This window comes from Labilibaculum euxinicum (assembly GCF_963678175.1).
Taxonomy (GTDB): domain Bacteria; phylum Bacteroidota; class Bacteroidia; order Bacteroidales; family Marinifilaceae; genus Labilibaculum; species Labilibaculum euxinus.
The window spans coordinates 1,796,432-1,820,717 of record NZ_OY782756.1 but is presented as its reverse complement, the minus strand read 5'-3'; the positions used below and the strand labels follow the sequence as shown (position 1 = coordinate 1,820,717).

Here is a 24,286-nt window from a genome sequence, read left to right as displayed (position 1 = left end):
AAGCAATTTGAAATAATACGAAAGGGTGTTGATTCCTGAAATTATCTTACCAAATTTTATGCAGACAAAAAGGAGCACCAAATGATGCTCCTTTTATAGTTTAAGACTTTGTTCATCTATTATTTCACATCCACTTCAATCCAATTGGAACGGTTTGGATCCGCCGGAGCTACTACTTTTTCTTCCGATTGATTCTCCAATTCTTTTAGCAGTATTTCTATTGCTTTTTGCAGGGAAGGATCAATCCCTTTAGCTACTAAATGTGGTTCATCGTACACTTCTACATCAGGATACATGCCAACTCCTTCGATGATCCATTTCTGATTTTCATCGAAAATACCAAAGCGGGGAACAGCAATGTAGCCGCCGTCGACTAATCCGGCATTACCCGACATACCCACTAATCCACCCCAGGTGCGGGTTCCTATCAATTTGCCAAGACCTTTTTTCTTGAAATAATATGGGAAAGCATCTCCCCCTGAAGATGAGTAAGAATTAATCAGCATTGCCTTTGGTCCATCGTGGGCAACTGCAGGTGTTTGATTCGCCTCAAGACCTCTGCGGTGCCAATAAGACAATACATTACGATCTAAAAGGCTGACCATTTGATCAGGAATAAATCCACCGCCATTGTAACGATCATCAATAATTAAGGCTTGTTTATCGTGATAGGCATACATGCCACGGTTCAATTCCCTGTTGCCTTCCACTGCGGTATTTGGAACGTGGATATATCCAATCTTTCCTCCGGATAATTTGTCTGTCATCTCGCGGCGCTCGTTCACCCAATTCAGATACATCAATTCCAATTCGCTTTCAATTGGTTTAATGGTATAGGTTTTTGCTCCCTCAAAACCGGGCAGACTGTTCACGGTGATCTCCACCATTTTATCCACCTGATCTTCCAAATAAAGATAAGGATTCACGTCTGTACTTAAAGCATGACCATTAATGCTTAACAGGTAATCACCTTCCTTTACATCAACACCTTGCTCGGTTAACGGTGATCGTCGGTTAGGAGTCCAGTTTTCGCCCTGATAAATTTTTGAGATGATGTATTTACCGGTTTTTGCATCAGCTTTTAATTTTGCTCCTAACAAACCTGTTTCCACAGCTTTCACCTTTTCGAAATCGCCATAGTTCACGTAGCAATGTCCGGTGTTGGTTTCCGCTATAATCTCACCCAGGATGTAATCCAAATCGGCACGATGACTTACATATGGCATCAACTGACTGTAGTTGGCTCTAATTTGCGCCCAATCTACACCATTCATGTTATCCACATAGTAGAAGTCCCGAAAAATACGCCACCCATCGGTGTAAATCTGATTCCATTCCTTTTTAGGATCAATCTTCATATCCAAATCATCCAATTGGAGTTTGCCGGCATCGGCCGACTGACCGGCAGACAAATCGGTAATTCCATATGCAGCACCTGCCCAATACAATAATTTATCACCATTTCCGGCTAAAGAATAACCGGAAACCTTATCTAAAATCACTTCATCCTTCTCTTTTTCTATGGTATAATGATGTAAAACTCTATCGCTGGTGTACAAGATTCCTCCTTCAACAGCTTCCAGATTATCGTAATCTCCTGATGATAAAGGAAAAGCTGTAATGCGATTGGAGATGCCCTCAAAATCAATTTCAACTTTGACCTTCTCTTCAGGTTTAGCATCATCCTTTTTCACTTTTTTCTTTTCGTCAACAGCAGGTTTATCTTCTTTCACCTCTTCAACATCATTTTTTAAAGCAAACAATTTAGGTCCGTCTGCCTTTAACGACATGGCAAAAATCCGGGTTGCATTGTTGTACAAATAATCAAACTCGAAGCTTGAAAAATCAAGATTGAAATCACGGTTTGATAAAAAGAAGATGAAGTTTCCATCCTTCGAAAATACCGGAGATGAATCACCAAAAGTATCATCCGTTAAATGATAATTCTTTCCGGTCGTGATATTGTAAACCCAAACTGCTCCCTGATCATTATTACTGTCTTTCACATAGGCAATCCATTTCGAATCAGGTGAAAATGAGAAATCAGTAATTTCATTTCGTCTGGCAACATCAACTATTTTAACTTCTCCACTTTCAACATTTAAACATTTCAGCTTTAAAGTACGATCGAAAAACAGCATGTATTTGCTATCCGGCGACCACTTGGCATCATACATCCAGGCCGAAGAACCAAAAGTTACTTGTTTCGCTTTTGCTCCCTTTTTGTTCTCCAAAAGATAAATTTCGTATTCACCTGTAGCATCTGAATAGTAAGAAATGTATTTCCCGTTTGGTGACCAGCTTGGTGCAGTTTCCCGAACTCCCTGAGTTTGTGTTAAGTTGATACTTGGTCCGTTCTTGGCAGGGACCGAAAAAATATCGCCGCGAGCATCAAAAAGAGCTCTTTTCCCTGAAGGAGAAACGGCAACACTTTGTATAAAATCTTTTACATTCTTATAATAAGGTAATGTATTCGGATTATCGAAATTGATGTTCACAACAACGCGTTCCTCTTTCCCTGTTTCCAGATTTAGTTTGAACAATTGACCACCATTCTCATAAGCAATCTGTCCGTTTTCACCCGATGGCCACATTACATCAAATGTTTTGTGATGAGTCATCTGAGTAATCTCTTTGCTGTCCACATCATATTTATAGATGTTCAACTTTAAATCTCGATCTGATGCAAAATAAATGGCATTTTTATACCAGGAAGGAATTTGATCGGAACCTACAAATTTTGTAATTCTCTCCGATTGATCCTTTTCCAAATCATAAATCCATAAATCGGCAGCTCTACCTCCTTTGTAACGCTTCCAGGTACGAAACTCACGACTGATTGGGGCATAGCATATTTTTTTTGCATCCGGTGAAAACACTCCAAATCCCCCTTCAGGAATTTGTAAGGCCTGTTCCAAGCCACCATCAATACTTACCTGATAATAGGTTCCGTTTCGCTCTCCAAAAGGAGTACGATTCATACGCACCAAAATGGATTTGCTATCCGGATTCCAGTCTAGTATTGCATCATCAAATCCACCACGAGGGGGCATCATTCCAACCGAATTGTAATAAGTTAACTGCTTAGGTGTTCCTCCTGTTGAAGGCATTACATAAACCTGACGGCTCCCCGAATACTCAGCCGAGAAAGCAATCCATTGCCCATCAGGAGAGATTTTAGGAAACAATTCCATTCCTTTGTGCGAAGTCAATCTTTTGGCATCACCTCCATCGGAATCTACTGTCCAAATGTCGCCCGCATAAACAAAGGCAATTAAATTTTTATTGATATCAGGATATCTCATTAAACGAACATCCTTTTCGGCCTGAGCACTTTTCATTGTCCCAAATAGAATAAGACAAAATGCCACAATTTTAAGATTGAATTTTAACATTTCAATTTATAAGTTAGTGTGTGAATATTATTTGGTGTAAAACAAATCCTTCCTTAATTACAGAAAGTATTGGCTTTAAGTAGCATATCAATTTATTTTCATAAAAAACTTTCCGTGAAGCTACAAAAAAAGTGACATTACTAAAAAAAGGAATGCCACTTTAACACAATAATAATTCTAAGCCTTATAATTCGATCAAACTAATGGCTGCTCCGCCACCTTCAGCCAAATGATATTCTATTTTCGACGTGTTATCTACCTCTTTATTTAGGATCTGAAACTCAGTTGGATTCTTATCCCAGTGAGCATTTTTACCATCCAAATAGAGTGTTGCTTTGTATTTCTTTCCTGGAGTAAGAAAGTTCAAATCTATATTCATATCGCGGGCATTTTCATCCGTAATTGATCCGACAAACCAATTTTCAGAATTACGATCCTTACGTGCGATGGTCACAAAATCCCCTACTTCACCATTCAACACCTTGCTGGTTTCCCAGGTTACGGCTACATCCCGAATGAACTGAAATGCATCGTTTCCTTTGTAATTCTCAATTAAATCGGGAACCATCTGAATTGGACTGTTAATTACCACATACAATGCCAATTGCTGCGCCAAAGTAGTATTTACCTGATTGTTTGGCTTGTGAGGTGTTAACTTGATATTGAAAATACCCGGCGTGTAATCGATAGGCCCTGCCAACATTCGTGTAAATGCTACAATTGGAAGGTGTTCCGGAGGATTTCCTCCATCGCTTGCCCAGGCATTAAATTCCTGTCCGCGCAATCCTTCACGGGCAATTACATTCGGATAAGTTCGACGCAAACCCGTTGCTTTTATTGGTTCATGAGCATTAACTGCCACTTTGTATTTCGCACCTGTTTCCACAGCTCTTCTGTAGTTATTCACCATCCATTGTCCGTGATGATATTCTCCTTTCGGGATAATTTTGCCAACATAGCCTGTTTTCACCGAATGAATTCCCAGCGAATTCATCAATTGATAGGCTGTATCCATTTGCTGATTGTAAGTTCTCGGAGCCGCCGAAGTTTCATGATGCATGATCAACTCTACTCCTTTTTCTTTTCCGTACCGAACCACTTCCTTTAAATCGTAATCTTTATAAGGAGTAACAAAATCGAAAACACCTTCGCGATCCTCAAAACCAATCCAGTGTTCCCAACCGGTGTTCCATCCTTCAACCAAAATACCACCAATCTTATTTTCTGAAGCAAAATCGATTAGCTCCTTAGCATATTTGGTTGTAGCACCGTGCTTGCCACTGGCCATATCCCATGATTTGGTTCCCAAATGCATATCCCACCAGATGCCTACATATTTCATCGGTTTAAAATAATCAACCGATCCAATTTTATTGGGCTCATTCAAGTTTACAATCAAATCAGATTCAATTAAACCGCCTGCATTTTCAGAAATCTGAATGGTTCTCCAAGGTGTGTTAAAAGGTACAGCTCTCTTTACTTTGTAACCCGTTCTGTCCGATCCAACCAATTCACTTTCCAGCATCAATTTCTCTTTGTTTACTTTCAAAGTCATCCCCGCATAATCCGTCAGGTTGGCTTCGTGAAAACTCAAGTAAACACCTTCAGCTGTTTTCATAGTAACCGGAGTATTCACCGCATTTTCCGGTATATGAGTTTGAGCCAGATTGTCGTTGGAACGCAATGCAATTGCATCGATACCGGTAAGTGAGGTAGTATGATATAAGTGTTCGTAAATATCCCAATCGCCCGGAATCCACCATACTTTGTGATCGCCGGTGAGATTAAACTGTGTATTTTCATCGGTAATCATCACCTCTTTCATAGCCTCCTGTTCCGGAAATTCATACCGAAATCCAAGACCATCATTATATACTTTAAACACCAAATTCATTTTTCGGTTTGGAGACTGTTCTTCTTCTAAATTCAATACTAATTGATTGAAATTATCCACAACCACTCTTTTCTCGCCCCACTGCATTTCCCAAGTTGAGTTACTTGATGAAAGTTGTGAGTCAACAATCTTCCATCCTTTTTTGATAGATGGCATATTCTGAAAATCGAAGCCTAAAGTTGACGGCTCAATTACTTTTTTACCATTGAACAAAACCTCGTAAGTGGCCTGTCCTTCGACCATACTGAATTGAACGCCAATTTTTCCATCGGGCGATTCAACATTCCGGACTAATTTGTCATTGGCACAGGATGCCAATATCATTGCAAGACCAGCAATAAAACACAGTGTTGATTTAAAATTCATAGTTAATTGAATCAAAAGATTAGTATTAATTAAGTTCAAACTATAGTTAATTCCTATAAGTTCTGAATAATTATCAAAGTAACCAGAGAATAAGCTCAATAACTAAATACTAATTGAAAATATAGATTAAAACATCACCCAAAAACACCTAAAAACCTAACAGTCTATGCATTAATAAAATACGAAACTCTTGAAAATATAGATGAAATACAATATCCTTTATAAGCTACACATACAATAATTTGAGAACTTGAATCTTCAGCAAAGTGAATAATTGAACTTTGACAATTTATTTTCCTGAATAAAAAAAACATATTAATATATATTGGCATAAATATTGTTAATTAACAACAATTATAAATAATTAATAATATTTACTAAAATTATAGAACATGAAAAAAACGGTGATCTTATTAATCGCCCTTACACTATCAACTTTTGTAATGGCTCAAGAAAAAACTAAAATAAAAGAGGTTGGTCTCACTTTTAGAAATTTGGATGAATTTGGCTTCGGCTATAAAATTGGTACAGAACAGTCATTATGGAGATTCAATACCATTTTTTTATCAGGGATGAATGAAGATAGAAATTCAGACAAAGCATTTAATGATAGTGATTCTCAACAATTCGGATTAAGTTTTAGTGCTGGAAAAGAATACAGAAAACTTATTACAGAAAATCTTGAATACAGATATGGCCTCGATTTATCATTTGGATATAATCACTCAAAAGAAAACAATGGATCTACCACTGATCCAAGTAAAAGAAAAAGTAATTTATTTACACCTGGACTTAATCTTGTGTTTGGTTTAAATTATATAATTAGTGATCAATTAATATTAGGTGCAGAAGTTCTGCCTTACCTTAAATATACATTTGGACAAACATCGGAAGAAAGAAGGATTCCAGAGTATAGTAACAAAGTAGACCATTCCGATATTAGATATGGTTTTGATAGTTCTTCTGTCTTATTATCCTTAGCTTATCGCTTTTAATTCTCTGATTCAACTTTGATTTTTTAAGAGAAATAACTCCCAAACTGCTTATGGCAAGTTGGGAGTTTTTCGTATAAGAAAATTTGTAGTGCTTTGTTATAAAATAGGCATTAATTACAGTTAAACCGACTTTATCGCCATCACTTTTAAATCAAATTCTTCATTTGGATAAATGGAACGATTCCTAATTTTAGTTTTATAAGTGTAGATGGTATTCACCGAAAAATTAAGAATACCGGCTATTTTCTCATTGTCGTTTATGCCTAATCGGATCAATGCAAAAATCCGTAAATCGGTATTTAAACATGGAGAATCTTTTAAACTGATTCGATCTTTTTCTTCGAACAATTGATTGAATCGATTCACAAAATCAGGAAACAATTTCAGGAAAATCCGATCGAAGTCTTGAAACAAATTCTCGCGTTCTTTCTTCGAATTGTATTTTTTTAATTCCGATTCGATGGCATCATATTGCTTCGTGATTAGCTGGCGCGAAACGGCTTTTTTCATCGCTTCCAGTTTCTCGATAAACTGCGAGCTGAAATTGAAATAGTAACCAACATACTCTTCCTTAATTTTACTTACCTCACGAAGCTGTTCATTCAATTGCCGAAGATTACTATTGCTCTCCAAAATCTCTTTACGGGCTTTTTTCAATTCCTTTACCTGCCGGTAGATAATGATGGAAAAAGAAATTAACAGCAAGGCCAGAAGAGACACGATCAGAGAAATATTGGATATGATCTTTTTTTCCTTTTCTACTTTATTCAAAACAGCAGCTTCAATATCGGGCCGAATAAATGATATCTCCAATTGCCGCGCATTGCTGCCGTAAAATACCGCATCCCTCTGAGCTTCGGAGATAAACCGGTTTGCTTTCTCTAAATCTCCGTCGTGAAAAAGTAGTTCTGCCAATACTTTCGCCGCCAAAGTTTCTTTTGTGATAGACTGAATATCACCTACAACAGCTTTACAAAGATGATATTTTGCTTTTTCTTTCTCCTGCAGTTTTAAATACGAAATGCCCAAAATACAATTGGTTATCGCAGCCTGATGCGGGGTTAAATCCTTTTTATTTAATAAGGATGTGCAATACTTTTTAACATCGTAACTGGCGTTATTATTCTGACTTTTTAATGCCAAAGCCAGAATATATTCGAAAGAATCTGGATCACCCTCTGCTGCAATTTTCTTCACATATAAATTCCCGCTTTCGCGGTATTTGGGCGCATAATATCCCCAACGGGAATTGGATAAATCGTAATAGGCACGATAAGCTACAGAATAAAAGTCAATGCGCTTTTTTTGATCCAAAGCCATCGGATCGATGGTCTGAATGCTGTCGATGGTTTCCTTGTATAATCCCCGAAGCAGAAGAATCAGGGAAATATTTGATTTGGCTTCAGCAATTTTTGATGCATCCTTTAACCGATAAGCCGTTTTCAATGCCAAATTCCCATAATAAAAAGCCGAATCGTAAACAAAATACTCGTATTCTTTGGTCAATCTCACCAATAAATTGTACTCCTCGTTTCTTCGGTCCTCAAAATTTGAATGATGCAGGGAATCTGTCAGCAAGGCGATTTTGTTCTTTTTTACCTGAACAATGCTGTCTTTCGCTTCAATATATTTATTCGCCTCGGCAAACTGAAATGCAAGAGAATCATTTTGTCCGAAAGAATTCAGACTTAGTAAAACAAAAAATGTTAGAATGACACTTCTGTACATGCTTATTGAATATGGGTTTGCTGAACAAGGGGTAAAAGTAAGATTAATATTTTCTGCAGCAAAAAAGCCCTATCAAATTGACAGGGCTGAGTTAAACTTATTTTCGCAATATTATAATCCACTAAAATCGACACCTTCAAACAGCATACTTGGTGTTTGCCACGAACGATCAGTTAATGGATCGTTACCAATCGCAATTAAATTGTTCCAAATCTCTTTATGATTTCCGGTAATGTTCATTCCTGATACAGGATGAAGTATTTCTCCTTTTTTAACATAGAAGCCCTCTACTCCAACCGAAAAATCACCCGTTGCAGAATTGGAATTACCTCCATTAAAACCAGTTACCAAAATACCTTCATTCATATCTTTGGTCAAAGCTGATAAGTCTTTATCTCCCAGTTCAAAAATCAAATTAGATGACGAGCCTGTAGTTGGTTCCATATCTAACTTTTTACCGTAATAATCATCAATATAGTAGGTCTGAAGTATACCATTCTCTATTACCGTCATTTTACGGGAAGCCAAACCATCACCATCATACAATCGTGAATTACGTCCCGATTCAATAAATGGATTGTCGGTAATACTCAATAAATCAGAAGCAATTTTTTTGCCAATTTTTCCTTCTAAAAAGGATCTTTTTTGCTGAAGGTTATAACCAAACATGGGTTGAAGCAGAGAATTAAATACACGGCCTACTGATCTGTTTTCAATCAGCATTTCCATTTTTCCCGATTGAATAGTCTTGGCTCCAATTTTCCTTAAAGCTCTTTCAACAGCATATTTCCCAACACCTTCTCCAGATAACTGATCCCAAAATCTTGCGGCATTATAATGATAATCACTTGGGCGACTATCACCTCCATTAATTGACGCACTTGCATCAATAGAATAAGACGTAGATTCTTTAAACCCCTCAACGCCATTACTCAACACTAAATAACTACGGTACGATCCATCACTATAAGATCCGGTAACGCTGATAATTCTTTCGTCCATACCTGTCGTTTCAGCCTCAACCTGCATGGCCAAATCGATTTTCTGACGAGGATCTATCGAGTCGTAATTTGAATCAAATAATTTCAGATCCTTTTCGGTTCCATCATAACAAAGATGACGATCTGGTAAAGAACGATATTGATCTTCGGCTAAATAATTCGTACCCAGAATAGCCTCCTTGATAAATTTTTCAAGATCGTTCCTGTCCAATCGATTTGTAGAATGTGTTGAGTATTTACCGTTCACATAAAGCTTAAGGCTTAATCCACTTTGAATCGATTCCTGTATTTTTTCAATTTTCTGCTTTCTCACTTCAACCTCTGATTCTTTAGAATCATAAACTGAAACTGAAACTTCTTTTGCGCCATTTTCTGTGGCATATTTGGAAGCCCATTGGGCCAATTCCACTTTTTTATTGTCTTTCATCGAAACTTCTTTTTAATTGATTACAAGTAAACTCTAATGCATGATTAAGCATTAACCCCACCAACAGTCAGTTGTGCTACTTTAACCGTCGGCAATCCCATAGATACAGGAACTCCTTGTCCGCCTTTACCACAAGTTCCAGTTCCACAATCAATTTTAAGGTCCTTACCTACCATTGAGATTTGACGAAGAGCTTCCGGCCCATTACCAATCAGATTTACATCTTTTATTGGTTGGGTCAGTTTACCATTTTCAATTAAATAACCCGATTTCACATAGAAAGTAAAATCCCCTGCTCCAATTTGCACTTCTCCATTTGTAAATGTATCCACATAAATTCCATCCTTAACACTGGCAATAATATCTTCTTTGCTATGAGGTCCGGCTTCCATATATGTATTTCTCATACGCGGAATTGGGGCATAACGGAAAGATTCCCGGCGGCCATTTCCTGTTGGTGCCACATTGTAATATTTTGCACTAATTCTGTCGTGCAGATAACTGGTTAACACGCCATTTTCAACCATTTTTGTTTTCTGGGTAAGGATTCCCTCATCATCAATATTCAGAGTCCCCCTATAATTTGGGTTGGTTCCATCATCAATAATAGTCACAAAATCTTCTCCTACCTTTTGCCCCATTTTATCACTAAAGATTGAGGTTTCCTTCCTATTAAAATCTGCTTCGAATGCGTGTCCCATTGCCTCATGCAATAGAATACCAGCTCCGCCGGCAGCCAAAACCACCTCCATTTGTCCTGCTTTCGGTTTCACAGCTTCAAATTGTTTATTGGCGCCTACAACAACTTCATTTGCGATTTCATCCATTAACTCTTCATTCAAATATTCATATCCTATTCTCATGGAACGGGATGCAAAGAAATCTTCTCTCCGATCTCCTTTCTCCATAACACAAACAGCAATAAAACTCACCATAGGGCGATAATCAAAACTTACCACGCCTTCGGAATTCGCAAAAAGAATATAAGAAGAACTGTCGTCCAAATACACCTGAACCTTAGCCACTTTACCATCCAAATCGAAAATCTTATCATTCAATTTTTGGAGATATGGTATTTTTTGCTTGATAGATACATCCTCCCAGGAAGTTTTAATTTTACAGAATTCAGGATGTACTCTTTCCTGCAAATTAATAGGTGGATAGTCTTTGCTTTCATTTGCAATACTTGCTGCAGTTTTGGCTACTTTTTTCATAGCATCCAAAGAAATCTCTTCCGAAAAAGCATAACCGGTCTGATCGCCTTTTAAAACGCGTACACCTACTCCATAGTCAATGTTAGATCCGGCTCGATTTACTTGCTTGTCTTGAAGTCCAACATAGTTTGAAAGAGAATGTTCAAAATACAGATCACAATAATCTCCTCCTCTTGATAAGGCTTCGGCAATTACCTTTTGAAGCATTTCTCTGTTCACATTAAAATGAGAGTAATACTCCTCTAAGCCCGATTGTTCGGTAAGGCGATTACATCCCATGCTTAAAAATGAGGGCAAAATTGCCATTCCCGCTAGAGAGAAAGACCCTGTTCGGATAAACTCTCTTCTTGAAAATTCATTGTTCATATAAAAGTTTTTTTAGGGTTTGGGTTTTCTTTGAATTCTTTGGTGACCAAAAAGTTAAGACTTTTCATTATCATAACAAAACCTTATTGGTGAAAATCACAAATAAACAGACAAAATCCTGAAGCTGAACAATGCAAGAAAGCTTCATATACTTTCAAGCTTTTAAAAAAAGCGATTATCAATTACTGGCTATTGCTTCTTTACTGTCGTGCTGATCCGACAACTGCTAGTCCGGGTGTCGGACCACTACTAGTCCGGGTATCGGACCACTACTTATCCGGGTGTCGGACCACTACTAGTCCATGTGTCGGACTAATAGTAGTCTTATACCATTTCATAGGTATGTTCCTTTTTTTGATCAATACCCAAATAGATAAAGCAAAAAATGACATTTCGAAAAAACTAAATGGGTAAAGCAGAGAACTAAATTTTAAATAAAGACACTCAGAATATTTTAATTTCAGTTGGCTAAAGCCAAACTGCAATAGATAAAATGGCTCTCCTCTTGGCTCTTTTCCAAAATAGGAAAGCTGTTTTTTGTGCAATTACTCACATCCCTGCAAGTTGGCAACTTTGACAGGCTAAATCTTTGTTTCGATTTACTACTTTAGTACGCATAATATCGTCCGATGTGGATCGGTAAATACACTTTACTAAAAATAGAAACGAAATAAAGCAAAATATAAAAACAACTAATCCAATATAATTATGGCAAAAAATAGTCAACAAGAATGTTTCATTATAATGCCGATTTCTGATCCAAAAGATTATGACAAAGGACATTTTAAAAGAGTTTATGAAGACATTATAACACCAGCTTGTGATAAAGCAGATTATAAAGCTGTAAGAGCGGATGAAGTGGAAGAAACAGATATAATCCATTTAAGTATCTTGAAAAAATTAATTGAAGCCCCAATGGCAATTTGTGATTTGTCTACAAGAAACCCAAACGTACTGTTTGAACTTGGACTAAGACAGGCTTTTGATAAGCCAGTTGTATTAATACAAGAAAAAGGGACTGAACGAATATTTGATGTTTCAATTTTAAGAGCATATGATTACTGTAAAGAACTACGATACAATGATGTACTTAATGATCAAGAAGCTATATCGAAAATGTTAAAAGGAACCGAAAAAGCTTTTGTTACTGGAGAAGGTTTTAATTCTGTAATAAAACTTCTATCACTTTCACAAAGCGCACAAATTAAAACGATAGATGATCCTAATGAACAATTTAAAATGCAGTTGTTTCAAATGTCCTCGCAAATGGATGATATTAGTTCTGAATTGCGATCTTTTAGAAATAAAGAAAAATCGTACTCTAGCAGATATAGGTCAGACAAAATGATTTTAGAACGAAAACCAAATATTGAAATGTTCTTTGATCAATTCATGAAATCGTATAAAATGAAAGATTTTGAGGAGATGTTGAAATATTATGAAATTGCAAGAATGGAATGTTCTGTAGGTTCAGATTTGGAACATAAGATGATTTCTGAAATGCAACACATACTTGAAAATATAAAAATGAATAAAATGAAAATATGAAATACTTTACACAAAGGGTAAATACAATGCGGTTTTTAGTGGGTAATCCAACCACAGTTCTCCGTTGTAACACCGCCAATTCGTCTTTGTCGATTTAGCTATAAAACGAAAATACGAATAAAAAAATTGGATCAGTGCGAAATTGAAAGTTCATCACTTTTAATCCCGAACTCCACTCATATAAACCGTTAGTTAGAATTAGAAATTAAACTATGAAAGCATATTTAGAAGATGTATTTAAGACTTCCGGAATTCCAAAACATACATTTGTTAGACCCGATGAGTACAACACAATTTTAGTTTCGCTTAGAACGAAAGGAAGGTGCTTAGTCGTTGAGGGACCATCAGGTATTGGTAAAACCACTTGTGTAATAAAAGTTATCGAAGAATTGGGACTTAATAAAAACGTTACTGCTTTAACTGCAAGAAAAAAGGATGACCTTGAGATGATAAAACTTCTACCTGATTTTCAGGGTATGGGTACTGTGATTATTGATGACTTTCATTTGTTAGAGTTTGATTTAAAATCATCAATTGCCGACTATATGAAGGTTTTAGCAGATGAAGAAAGAGTGAACGATAAATTGATTCTCATAGGAATAAATAAAGCTGGTGATTCATTGGTTCAAATAGCTGGTGACTTAAATAATAGAATTGACACAATCAAATTTGAACAAAATCCTCCAAATAAAATAACCGAACTAATTGGACTAGGTGAAGAAGCACTTAATATCCGAATAAATACAAAAGAGGACATTGCCCAATTGGCAAAAGGTAGTTTTCACATAGCACAGTTATTGTCAAAAGAAACCTGTATAGACTCCGAAGTTTTAGAAACTTGTGAAGAAACAAAAGATATAAAATCAAGTATTGAGGTTATAAGAGAAAAAGTATTATCGGATTTTGATAGAATTTTTTACCCTAAAGCTAGAAAATTCGCAATTGGGAACAGATTACGAAGAGAAGGAAGAGCTCCTTATTTACACCTTTTGTACTGGCTTTCATTATCTGAAGAATGGGCAATCCAAATTGATGACTTATACTTAAAATACCCTGAAAACAAACTCAGTATAACGCAAATTGTCGATAAAGGATTCCTTGAAGCAATTATACGAGATAATGAAGAATTAAAAGATGTAGTCCATTATGACACCAATTCAAGAGTATTAGCAGTAGAAGACCCCAAATTTATGTTTTATTTGAGAAATGTTCTTTGGTCTAAGTTCGCTGAAAAAGTCGGCTACATTAGTCTTACGTTCTCAAATAAATACGACTTTGCACTATCTTTTGCGGGAGAAAACAGAGAGCTCGCGTCAAAAATTAATGATTTACTACTTGATAGAGAAATATCTGTGTTCTATGATAAAAATGAACAATCCAGAATATTAGCGGAAAATGTTGAAGAGTATTTGGCTCCAATATATAAATCAGAGGCATATTTTGTTGTAGTATTATTAAGCAAAGATTATCCAAAAAAGATTTGGACCAAATTTGAATCTGATAATTTTAAAGAACGATTTGGAACTAATTCAATAATTCCAATTTGGTATTCTGATAATTATCCAAGTTTATTTGATGAAACTCAAAAACTAGGAGGTCTAAATTTTGACCCTTCAAAAGACCTTGACGAACAAGCTAAAGAGATTGTCGATATAATAATTCAAAAACTATCTGACCATAGGAATGAGGCAAAAGGATAAAAACCTATACACAGTCGAGTAAGCTAGGGGAATTTCACCCCTAACTTCTCACAGAACAGTATCCCGAAAAAAATCGGACCTCTCAATTCATACGGCGCCTGTTAGACAGATACTTACAAAAAAGCGATAACCAATTACTGGCTATCGCTTTTCTGATTGTTATCAACTAATACCGATTAGTATCTAAATTTACTCAATCATTGCTCCCGATAAATCGGGCTTATGATTTAGTTTTAGATATCTATCGGCATTATATGAGTGTTTAATTTTACATCTAAAATCATATAAAGCTAAACTATGAACTGAAACAAATCGGTTTTATCGTTCAGGTATTCAAAAATAAAATTGCGCTCGGTCATTCGTTGCTGCAGGCGCTGTAAATCGGAAGGATTCTGTACTTCGATTCCGATAACTGCCGGGCCTTTTTCCCTGCTGCTCTTTTTGTAATATTCAAAATGCGTGATGTCATCACCCGCATCCAACACATCGTTTACAAATTCTTTTAAAGCTCCCGAACGCTGCGGAAAACGCACCATGAAATAATGCTTTAAGCCTTCGTATAACAGACTTCTCTCCTTGATTTCTTCCATTCGGGTAATGTCGTTGTTGCTTCCGCTTAGTACGCAAACCACATTCTTCCCTTTTATTTCTTCTTTCATTAATTGCAAAGCGGCAATGGATAAGGCTCCTGCAGGCTCTGCCACAATTGCATCCTCGTTGTACATCTGCAAAATGGTTGAGCAGATGAGTCCCTCCGGAACAACCACGATTCCATCCAAAACCTTTTCGCATATTTTCCAGGTAAGATCTCCCACTTTTCTTACTGCAGCACCATCTACAAAGCGGTCAATTGTCTCCAAAGCCACATTGTCCTTTTTTTCAAATGCCATTTTCATGGAAGCAGCCCCTTCGGGCTCAACACCTATAATTTTTGTATTCGGACTAAATTCCTTGATCCATGCTCCTACTCCGGAAGCCAAACCGCCTCCGCCAATCGGCAGAAACAGATAATCAATGCACTCTTTAAGCTGCCGCAGTATTTCCAAGCCAATGGTTCCCTGTCCTTCAATAATCTTTGGATCATCAAACGGATGAATAATGGTTTGTCCGAGTTCTTTGGCATCCGCATTTGCTTTGGCCGAGGCATCATCAAAAGTATCACCGGTAAGAATGATTTCCACCTGATTGCCGCCAAACATTTTCACCTGCTTAATCTTCTGACGAGGGGTTGTTTCGGGCATGTAGATTTTTCCGAAACATTTCAGTTTATTGCAGGAATAGGCAACTCCCTGAGCGTGATTGCCCGCGCTTGCACACACAATTCCTTTTGCCAGCACCTCTTTCGACAAACTGGATATTTTATTATATGCACCTCTTATTTTATAGGAACGAACCTGTTGCAGATCTTCCCTTTTCAAATAAATATTTGCTTCGTTTTTTGATGATAGATTTAAGTTTTTGAGTAAAGGAGTTTCCAACACCACCTCCTGAACCCGCCTGTTTGCCTTAACAATATCCGCCATTAGCGGATAATAAATTTCTTCTGACATTTCGTCCCCCTTTTTTTTGTTAAAATAAATAAGCCTGAAAGTAACCAATTCCTTCAGGCTTATTCTTACATATGATGTGTATTAATTATGCATTTTGAATGTAATTTGCCAACCAATCACCAACTTCACTCGTTGAGTAAGCCTTTTTGCCATCAGCAATATCTTCAGTAACAATACCTGCTTCCAATGCTTTGTCAACTGCTTCGCGAATTAAAGCTCCTTCTTTCATCAAGCCAAATGCGTATTCGAACATCATGGCTGCAGAAAGAACCGTAGCACAAGGATTGGCAATATTTTTACCCGCAGCTTGTGGATAAGAACCATGAATTGGCTCAAATACCGAAGTGTGAACACCTATTGATGCTGAAGGCAGCATTCCCATTGAACCGGAAATTACACTCGCCTCATCGGTAAGGATATCTCCAAACATATTTTCGGTAACCATTACATCGAAACGTTTTGGCCAGGTAATTAACTGCATAGCGGCATTGTCAACAAACATATATTCCACTTCAATTTCAGGAAATTCAGGCTCAATTCTTTGAGAAACTTCTCTCCACAATCTTGATGTAGCCAATACATTTGCTTTATCAACAATGGTTAGTTTTTTGCGGCGTTTTCCTGCATATTCAAATCCCAAACGAACAATTCGTTCAATTTCATCGGCGGAGTACACGCATGTATCGTAAGCAGTTTGTCCATCTTCGGTACGTCCCTGCGGACGGCCAAAATAGATTCCTCCGGTTAGCTCACGAATACACATAAAATCGGCACCGTCAACCAATTCGGTTTTTAAAGGAGATTTATGAATCAGCGACTTAAACGTATTTACCGGACGAAGATTAGCATACAAGCCCAATTTCTTACGCATGGCCAGCAAACCTTGCTCAGGACGAACTTTTGCACTTGGATCGTTATCGAACCGGGGATGACCAATGGCGCCAAATAAAACGGCATCCGAATTCATACACAATTCGTGTGTTTCGTCAGGATAAGGGTTACCAACTTCATCAATGGCTACAGCTCCTACCAAAGCTTCTGTATATTCAAATTCGTGTCCAAATTTTTGAACAACTGCATCGGTAACTTTTCTTGCCTGTGCTACTATTTCAGGTCCGATTCCGTCTCCGGCCAATACTGCTATTTTGTACTTCATTTTGTTGTAAGATCTTTAGATATCAGATTTGAGAAGATTTAACTTTATCAAAATCCAATTACACATTTTATGTTTTTATTTATTGTTATCTGATAATTGCCCTGCGAGTACATTGTCATGCTGCTCAATTAAATTCAGCATTCTAAGAGTAGCCTTTATTGCTGCTTCTATCTGATCAGGATCCAATCCCCGGGTTTTAAATTCCTTCCCCTTATAATTCCATGCAATAAAAGCTTCCACCAAAGCATCTGATTTTCCTCCCGGAGGAATTCGAACCAGATAATCGGTCAATATTGGCCGTTCTCTGCCCAATTCGTCATAAATGCTCCAAATGGCATTCATAAAAGCATCGAATTGACCATCTCCAGACGATGTTCCTTCGTACATTTTCCCATTTACTTCCAGATTAATAGAAACAAACGGACGCATTCCTTTGGATAAAGACAAAGAATAATGTTTGATCTGAATTGGCATCTCATCCATTGTCTGATTCAAAACATCAGAAACAATGTAAGGCAAATCATCTATGGTAACTACTTCTTTTTTATCTCCCAGTTCGATGACCCGCTTTGTAACCAGTTTCATGGTTTCTTCTTCCAAAGTAATCCCCAGCTCTTCCAGATTTTTTTTAATGTTCGCCTTACCCGATGTCTTGCCAAGGGCATATTTGCGTTCACGTCCAAATCTTTCGGGCATTAAACGGTTAAAATACAAATCATCCTTTGAATCGCCGTCGGCATGAACGCCGCAGGTTTGTGTGAAAACATTCTCTCCTACCAAAGGCTTATTTCTGGGTATCCGAATTCCTGAGAAAGTCTCTACAATTCGACTAACAATATTGATTTTGTTCTCATCAACATTTATTTTACGAGCCAAATGATCGTTTATTACTCCTATTACGGAAGCCAAAGGAGCATTTCCCGCTCGTTCGCCTAAACCATTCACTGTTGTATGAATGCCATTAATACCAGCTAAAATTGAAGAATAAACATTAGCCACTGCCAAATCGTAATCATTATGAGCATGAAAATCGAAATGCAGTTTTGGATATCTTTCGCGGCAAGCATAACAAAAATCGAAAGCCTGCACCTGATTTAATACACCTAAAGTATCGGGCAACATGAAACGCTGAATGTTTTCATGTTGAAGTTCATCCATCAGATACCAAACGTAATCTCTTGAAGAAATCATCCCATTCGACCAATCCTCAAGATATAGGTTTACCTTGATTCCCAGATTTGATGCATAGGCCACGGCGTCTTTTATATCCTGAACATGCTGTCCCGGTGATTTTTTCAACTGTCCCTGTAAATGCTTTAATGAACCTTTCGACAGCAAATTCACTACTCTTGCACCACTTGCATGAATCCAATCAAGAGAGGCAGTTCCGTCAATAAAACCCAGAACTTCAATTTTGTCCAGACAATCGTTCTCTTCTGCCCATTTGGTAATTCGCTTTACTGCTTGAAATTCTCCTTCAGATACTCTGGCTGAGGCTACCTCTATCCGATCTACTTTTAAGGATTGCAGTAATAATTTTGCAACGCCTAACTTTTCCTCGGAATTAAAGCTTACCCCAGAAGTCTGCTCACCATCCCGAAGAGTGGTGTCCATTATTTCTAAGCTACGCAGTTCGTTCATCTTTGCATGTTCTATTAGTTATTGGCTTCAAAAGCCTCTATCTTTTCTTTTCTTGCGAGAAGGAAATCGATATCGTCGAATCCGTTCAGTAAACAATTTTTCTTGTAAGGATTAATTGCAAAACTTTCGCTTTCTCCATTCAGACTAATGCTTTGCTTCTCCAAATCAACTACGATTTTTTGTTCCTTATTTTTCTCTACGGCATCGAATATTTTCGCTAAAAATTCAGGCGAAACCATAACAGGAAGCACTCCGTTATTCAACGCATTATTTTGGAAAATATCAGCAAAGAAACTACTCACAACAACTTTAAAACCATAATCGTGAATTGCCCATGCTGCATGTTCCCTTGATGAACCACTTCCGAAATTTTTTCCTCCCACTAAAATTTCGCCTGAATATTCAGATTTATTCAAAACAAAATCAGGGTTTTCTTTTCCGTCAGAAGTATATCTCCAATCGCGGAAAAGATTTTCACCAAATCCTTCACGGCTTGTCGCCTTTAGGAAACGTGCAGGAATAATTTGATCTGTATCCACATTTTCAACGGGAAGCGGTACATATGTCGATTCCAATGTGGTAAATTTATCTATTGGCATAATTATTTCACTTTTAGCAGTTAGCCGATAGCTATCGTTACGCTAACCAAATACTGTTTAATTACTATTTACTGATAACTGAATTTGATTAAAACAATTCTCTAGGATCAGAAACAACTCCGGTGATTGCAGCAGCTGCAGCCGTAAGCGGACTGGCCAACATTGTTCTTGCGCCGGGTCCCTGTCTTCCTTCAAAATTTCTATTTGATGTAGAAACGCTGTATTTTCCTGCCGGAATTTTATCGTCATTCATGGCTAAACATGCAGAACAGCCAGGCTGACGCATTTTAAATCCTGCTTCTTCCAAAATTTCAACCAAGCCTTCTTCTATAGCCTGTTTTTCAACTTGTTTTGATCCGGGAACAATCCATGCAGTAACTGAATCTGCCTTTTTCTTTCCTTTAACCGCAGCAGCCAAAATTCGAAGATCTTCAATACGACCATTGGTACAACTACCCACAAAAACGTAATCAACTTTCTTACCCAATAGTTTGTCTCCTAAACCAAATCCCATATAATCCAATGACTTTTTGAAAGTTGGCAATTCGGTTGGATCCACATCTTTTGCAGTTGGGATACTTCCGGAAACTCCAATTCCCATTCCTGGATTGGTTCCATAAGTCAGCATTGGTTCAATGTCCGAAGCTTTGTATGTATATTCTTTATCGAACTTAGCTCCTTCATCAGTTTTTAACTCTTTCCATTTGGCCAAAGCTTTTGTCCAGTCCTCGCCTTTTGGTGCGAATTCACGACCTTCCACATAATCAAAAGTAGTTTGATCGGGAGCAATCATTCCTCCGCGGGCTCCCATTTCGATACTCATGTTACAAACAGTCATTCGACCTTCCATACTCAAAGCACAAACTGCCGATCCTGCATATTCAACAAAATATCCGGTTGCACCGCCGGTTCCCAGCTGTGCTATCACATAAAGTGTAAGATCTTTTGCGGTAACGCCTTTTTGCAGTTGGCCATCAATAGTAATCCGCATTTTTTTAGGCTTCGGCTGCAAAATACACTGAGTTGCCAAAACCATTTCTACCTCCGAAGTACCAATACCAAAAGCTACAGCTCCAAAAGCACCGTGTGTTGAAGTATGACTGTCACCACAAACCAGAGTCATTCCCGGTTGTGTATGTCCAAGCTCCGGACCAACAACATGAACAATCCCATTATATGGATGATTTAAACCATAAAGTGTAATGTTATTTTTCTCGCAGTTAGCCGTTAAAGTTTCAACTTGCTTTCTCGACAATTCATCCTTAATCGTTAAATGCTGATTTTCTGTCGGAATGTTATGATCTGGAGTTGCAATGGTATTTTCAGGACGAAAAACTTTCATTCCTCTTGCCTCTAATCCGGAGAATGCCTGCGGACTGGTTACCTCGTGAATCAAATGCTTGTCAATATAAAATACACTGGGGCCTCCCTCAATTTTCTCAACCACGTGAGCATCCCATACTTTATCAAATAGTGTTTTTGGTTCCATATTACTCTTTTAATACGATTATGTATTTGAGAAACTGTTTTAATTTATCCTTCAGTTTTTTTATATGAATAAATAAAGCCTAACTGCCTTAATTTGCCTTGTTACGCTTCATCTTTCACCGAAAAAAATTCTAAAAACAAATTCAAATAGTTTCTGAATATTTTTATCTAAATCTGTCTTATACTATTTTGGAAAGCGCATCAACCAATGCTTCAACAGAAGCTGTAATGATATCAACATTCGCCGCAAACCCGTAGACTGTACGACCTTTGTGTTCAACCTGAACATGAACTTTTCCCAAATCATTGCTTCCGCGGGTAAGCGCCTGAACAAGGAATTCACCCAAAGTGAATTTTTGTTCTATCAGTTTTTTAACCGCATTGAAACAAGCATCTATCGGCCCGTTTCCTTCAGCGGTTGCCGCACAGCTGACTCCTTTTATTTTCAGATGTACCGTAGCCATCGGAATGGTTGATTTACCGGAAACAACCTGCAGTAATTCCAATTCCACTGATTTCTGCAAATCATTGGCATCACCCATTAATTCCGAAAGATCTTTCTCTGTCAAATTCTTTTTCTGATCAGCCATCACCAAGAATCGATTATAGGCATCATCCAGCTGATCTTTGGTTAATGTATAGCCCATTTGACTTAGGTGATGATTTAATGCTGCACGACCACTTCTGGCTGTTAAAACAATTGCTGATTCCTTAATCCCAACATCAACAGGATCGATAATTTCGTAATTCTCTCTGTTTTTCAAGAATCCATCCTGATGGATTCCTGATGAATGAGCAAATGCATTTCTTCCAACAATGGCTTTATTTGCCTGAACAGGCATGTTCATTAAAGACGAAACCAAACGACTGGCAGCATAAATTTCCTTGTTCTTGATATCGGTATAGAAAGGCAAGGCATGATGCGTTTTAATGGCCATCACCACCTCTTCCAATGAAGTATTTCCTGCCCGTTCTCCAATTCCGTTTATGGTAACCTCTACCTGACGGGCTCCATTAATTACGCCGCTTAAAGAGTTCGCAGTAGCCATACCCAAATCATTATGGCAATGGGTTGATAAAATTGCTTTGTGAACATTGGAGACATTTTCCATCAGGTACTTAATTTTCGCACCATATTCTCCGGGAAGGCAATATCCTGTTGTATCAGGAATATTAATAACTGTAGCTCCGGCTTTAATAACCGCTTCAACTACGCGGGCCAAATATTCATTATCTGAACGCCCGGCATCCTCAGCATAAAACTCAACATCCTCGACATAACGCTTGGCATACTTTACTGCGCGAACAGCACGATCGAGTATTTCCTCGGGGGTTGAATTTAATTTTGATTTTATGTGATAAGGAGAAGTACCAATTCCGGTATGAATCCTCCCTCTTTTTGCAAATTTAAGAGCCTCGGCAGCTACATCGATATCCTTTTCAACAGCGCGGGTAAGTGCGCAGATAATGGGATTACTAACCGCTTTGGCTATTTCGACGACTGAATTGAAATCTCCCGGACTTGAAACAGGAAAACCTGCTTCTATAACATCCACTCCAAGAGCCTCTAAAGTTCTGGCAACTTCAATTTTTTCAATTGTATTCAATTGACATCCCGGAACTTGTTCACCATCTCTAAGTGTGGTGTCGAAAATAAATATTTTATCACTCATTGTATTTGTGTTTTTACGTATGCTATTACTCGTTTTTGCTGCAAAAAAAAATTCTCCCTGTCTTTGGAAGAACCTTGCATGATAACCTTACATTAGTTAGAATATTATACAGTCTTCCTTGTTGATTCTCCAATAATGAGATCAATAATCAGGTTAAAACCAATAAGGATACTATCATAAATCATCTTACTAAAGTTTTGGACTATTTTAGAATAATGGGAGAAATCTCCCAATCCCTGACAAACCTAAAAACTTATGGCCTTTGGGAAAAACAATTATTCAATTGCAACTACGATCTTCAAACTAATTCAAATACATTTCCCGAAACACAAACTAAAACACAAAACCCTATTAACCTGCAAACTAAGCCAATCTTTGTTTTCTAATTAATGGGATATCCAAGCTTGAAATAAACCTGACAGGTTTTAAAAATCTGTCAGGTTTTGAATGTATTTCTAGTTATTTTCAGGTCTTAATTTACGAACAGCAGTACCCGCCTGCCACATTTCACTTTCGCGAAGTTCTTTTAATTCAGCATCTAATTTCACACGATAATCGCTTTGACTATTGGAATCAATAGAACGTTGTGCTTCGTTACCCGCAGCAACCTCTTTATACAATTTTTCGAAAACCGGTTTGGTAGCATCACGGAAAGGCTTCCACCAATCTAATGCTCCACGTTGTGCTGTTGTTGAAGTATTTGCATACATCCAATCCATTCCATTTTCAGCAACCAATGGCATTAAACTCTGAGTTAACTCTTCAACAGTTTCGTTAAACGCTTCAGAAGGAGAATGTCCGTTAGAACGAAGAACTTCATACTGTGCAGCAAAAATTCCTTGAATACATCCCATCAATGTTCCACGCTCACCAGTTAAATCCGAGTAAACTTCTCTTTTAAAAGTAGTCTCGAACAGGTAACCTGAACCAACACCAATTCCCAATGCCACAACACGGTCGAAAGCTCTTCCAGTTGCATCCTGAAAAATCGCATACGAAGAATTCAAACCACGTCCTTCCAAAAACATTCTTCTCAAACTGGTTCCTGATCCTTTTGGAGCCACCAAAATTACATCAACATCCTTCGGAGGAATAATATTCGTACGCTCTTTGTAAGTGATACCAAAACCATGAGAAAAGTAAAGTGCTTTACCTGGCTTCAAGTATTTCTGTACTGTAGGCCAAACAGCAATCTGTCCGGCATCTGATAACAAATATTGAATAACGGTAGCTTTGTCAAGAGCTTCCTCAATTTCGAATAAAGTTTCTCCTGGAACCCAACCATCAGCGACAGCTTTATCCCAGGTTTTAGAATCTTTACGCTGACCAACGATTACGTTAAAACCATTATCTTTTAAATTTAATGATTGACCTGGTCCCTGAACACCATATCCGATAACCGCAATGGTTTCATCTTTCATTACCTCACGTGCTTTTTCCAACGAAAATTCTTCACGTGTAACTACTTTTTCTTCAACGCCACCAAAGTTTATTGTTGCCATTTTTTCTATTTTTTAGATATTAGATTTTAGATATTAGATTTTG

The 24,286-nt window shown here is 37.6% G+C and carries 15 protein-coding genes; 3 read left to right on the top strand and 12 right to left on the bottom strand.

Translation table 11 applies throughout. The features are described from left to right. Window positions 1-119: 119 nt before the first annotated feature. Together ACY0M5_RS07620 and ACY0M5_RS07615 are read right to left on the bottom strand one after the other, a co-directional pair. A complete protein-coding gene (locus ACY0M5_RS07620; RefSeq protein WP_461631337.1) occupies window positions 120-3,395 on the bottom strand; it encodes a S41 family peptidase in 3,276 nt (1,091 codons plus the stop codon). Window positions 3,396-3,579: 184 nt separating this feature from the next. Continuing rightward, complete coding sequence (locus ACY0M5_RS07615; protein WP_461631336.1) at window positions 3,580-5,655, bottom strand: glycoside hydrolase family 97 protein; 2,076 nt, start codon at window positions 5,653-5,655, stop codon at window positions 3,580-3,582. A gap of 392 nt (window positions 5,656-6,047) precedes the next feature. Between ACY0M5_RS07615 and ACY0M5_RS07610 the strand changes: the two genes are divergently transcribed. Continuing rightward, on the top strand, window positions 6,048-6,650 hold the full coding sequence (locus tag ACY0M5_RS07610) for a hypothetical protein (protein WP_124992141.1): 603 nt from the start codon (window positions 6,048-6,050) through the stop codon (window positions 6,648-6,650). Window positions 6,651-6,770: 120 nt separating this feature from the next. Here the strand turns inward: ACY0M5_RS07610 and ACY0M5_RS07605 are convergent, their stop codons facing one another. The 3 genes from ACY0M5_RS07605 to ACY0M5_RS07595 all read right to left on the bottom strand — a co-directional run bounded on the left by ACY0M5_RS07605 (window position 6,771) and on the right by ACY0M5_RS07595 (window position 11,386). After that, window positions 6,771-8,378, bottom strand: a complete 1,608-nt coding sequence (locus ACY0M5_RS07605; protein ID WP_461631335.1) for a DUF6377 domain-containing protein — start codon at window positions 8,376-8,378, stop codon at window positions 6,771-6,773. 111 nt (window positions 8,379-8,489) lie between these two features. Continuing rightward, window positions 8,490-9,806, bottom strand: a complete 1,317-nt coding sequence (locus ACY0M5_RS07600; protein WP_461631334.1) for a TldD/PmbA family protein — start codon at window positions 9,804-9,806, stop codon at window positions 8,490-8,492. A gap of 44 nt (window positions 9,807-9,850) precedes the next feature. Further along, a complete protein-coding gene (locus tag ACY0M5_RS07595; protein WP_156196249.1) occupies window positions 9,851-11,386 on the bottom strand; it encodes a TldD/PmbA family protein in 1,536 nt (511 codons plus the stop codon). 708 nt (window positions 11,387-12,094) lie between these two features. On the opposite strand from ACY0M5_RS07595, the gene ACY0M5_RS07590 reads away from it, so the two are divergent. Next, window positions 12,095-12,934: a hypothetical protein gene (locus ACY0M5_RS07590; RefSeq protein WP_461631333.1), complete on the top strand. Its 840-nt coding sequence runs from the start codon at window positions 12,095-12,097 to the stop codon at window positions 12,932-12,934. Window positions 12,935-13,146: 212 nt separating this feature from the next. Beyond that, window positions 13,147-14,634 carry a TIR domain-containing protein gene (locus tag ACY0M5_RS07585; RefSeq protein ID WP_461631332.1) on the top strand — a complete coding sequence of 496 codons (1,488 nt, stop codon included), beginning with the start codon at window positions 13,147-13,149 and terminating at the stop codon, window positions 14,632-14,634. A gap of 290 nt (window positions 14,635-14,924) precedes the next feature. Here the strand turns inward: ACY0M5_RS07585 and ilvA are convergent, their stop codons facing one another. The 7 genes from ilvA to ilvC all read right to left on the bottom strand — a co-directional run bounded on the left by ilvA (window position 14,925) and on the right by ilvC (window position 24,243). After that, window positions 14,925-16,184: a threonine ammonia-lyase IlvA gene (gene ilvA / locus ACY0M5_RS07580; RefSeq protein WP_461631331.1), complete on the bottom strand. Its 1,260-nt coding sequence runs from the start codon at window positions 16,182-16,184 to the stop codon at window positions 14,925-14,927. An 85-nt stretch (window positions 16,185-16,269) separates the two neighbouring features. After that, window positions 16,270-17,340: a 3-isopropylmalate dehydrogenase gene (leuB, locus tag ACY0M5_RS07575; protein ID WP_124992149.1), complete on the bottom strand. Its 1,071-nt coding sequence runs from the start codon at window positions 17,338-17,340 to the stop codon at window positions 16,270-16,272. Window positions 17,341-17,415: 75 nt separating this feature from the next. Beyond that, window positions 17,416-18,981 (bottom strand): alpha-isopropylmalate synthase regulatory domain-containing protein, encoded by a 1,566-nt coding sequence (locus ACY0M5_RS07570; RefSeq protein ID WP_225441360.1) that lies wholly within the window; start codon window positions 18,979-18,981, stop codon window positions 17,416-17,418. 14 nt (window positions 18,982-18,995) lie between these two features. Continuing rightward, a complete protein-coding gene (gene leuD, locus ACY0M5_RS07565) occupies window positions 18,996-19,580 on the bottom strand; it encodes a 3-isopropylmalate dehydratase small subunit (protein ID WP_101311014.1) in 585 nt (194 codons plus the stop codon). A gap of 88 nt (window positions 19,581-19,668) precedes the next feature. Then, complete coding sequence (gene leuC, locus ACY0M5_RS07560; protein ID WP_461631330.1) at window positions 19,669-21,069, bottom strand: 3-isopropylmalate dehydratase large subunit; 1,401 nt, start codon at window positions 21,067-21,069, stop codon at window positions 19,669-19,671. Window positions 21,070-21,247: 178 nt separating this feature from the next. Further along, window positions 21,248-22,741: a 2-isopropylmalate synthase gene (locus tag ACY0M5_RS07555; RefSeq protein ID WP_124992151.1), complete on the bottom strand. Its 1,494-nt coding sequence runs from the start codon at window positions 22,739-22,741 to the stop codon at window positions 21,248-21,250. Window positions 22,742-23,196: 455 nt separating this feature from the next. After that, window positions 23,197-24,243, bottom strand: a complete 1,047-nt coding sequence (ilvC, locus tag ACY0M5_RS07550) for a ketol-acid reductoisomerase (protein WP_101311017.1) — start codon at window positions 24,241-24,243, stop codon at window positions 23,197-23,199. Between the last annotated feature and the right edge of the window lie 43 nt (window positions 24,244-24,286).

Bases quoted from the DNA above. Each gene is read 5' to 3' on its own strand.
- ACY0M5_RS07590 (WP_461631333.1), top strand. From the start codon at position 12,095: ATGGCAAAAAATAGTCAACAAGAATGTTTCATTATAATGCCGATTTCT.
- leuD (WP_101311014.1), bottom strand. From the start codon at position 19,580: ATGCCAATAGATAAATTTACCACATTGGAATCGACATATGTACCGCTT.
- ilvA (WP_461631331.1), bottom strand. From the start codon at position 16,184: ATGTCAGAAGAAATTTATTATCCGCTAATGGCGGATATTGTTAAGGCA.
- ACY0M5_RS07585 (WP_461631332.1), top strand. From the start codon at position 13,147: ATGAAAGCATATTTAGAAGATGTATTTAAGACTTCCGGAATTCCAAAA.
- ACY0M5_RS07600 (WP_461631334.1), bottom strand. From the start codon at position 9,806: ATGAAAGACAATAAAAAAGTGGAATTGGCCCAATGGGCTTCCAAATAT.
- ACY0M5_RS07605 (WP_461631335.1), bottom strand. From the start codon at position 8,378: ATGTACAGAAGTGTCATTCTAACATTTTTTGTTTTACTAAGTCTGAAT.
- ACY0M5_RS07615 (WP_461631336.1), bottom strand. From the start codon at position 5,655: ATGAATTTTAAATCAACACTGTGTTTTATTGCTGGTCTTGCAATGATA.
- ACY0M5_RS07595 (WP_156196249.1), bottom strand. From the start codon at position 11,386: ATGAACAATGAATTTTCAAGAAGAGAGTTTATCCGAACAGGGTCTTTC.
- ACY0M5_RS07555 (WP_124992151.1), bottom strand. From the start codon at position 22,741: ATGAGTGATAAAATATTTATTTTCGACACCACACTTAGAGATGGTGAA.
- ACY0M5_RS07620 (WP_461631337.1), bottom strand. From the start codon at position 3,395: ATGTTAAAATTCAATCTTAAAATTGTGGCATTTTGTCTTATTCTATTT.
- leuC (WP_461631330.1), bottom strand. From the start codon at position 21,069: ATGGAACCAAAAACACTATTTGATAAAGTATGGGATGCTCACGTGGTT.
- ACY0M5_RS07610 (WP_124992141.1), top strand. From the start codon at position 6,048: ATGAAAAAAACGGTGATCTTATTAATCGCCCTTACACTATCAACTTTT.
- leuB (WP_124992149.1), bottom strand. From the start codon at position 17,340: ATGAAGTACAAAATAGCAGTATTGGCCGGAGACGGAATCGGACCTGAA.
- ACY0M5_RS07570 (WP_225441360.1), bottom strand. From the start codon at position 18,981: ATGAACGAACTGCGTAGCTTAGAAATAATGGACACCACTCTTCGGGAT.
- ilvC (WP_101311017.1), bottom strand. From the start codon at position 24,243: ATGGCAACAATAAACTTTGGTGGCGTTGAAGAAAAAGTAGTTACACGT.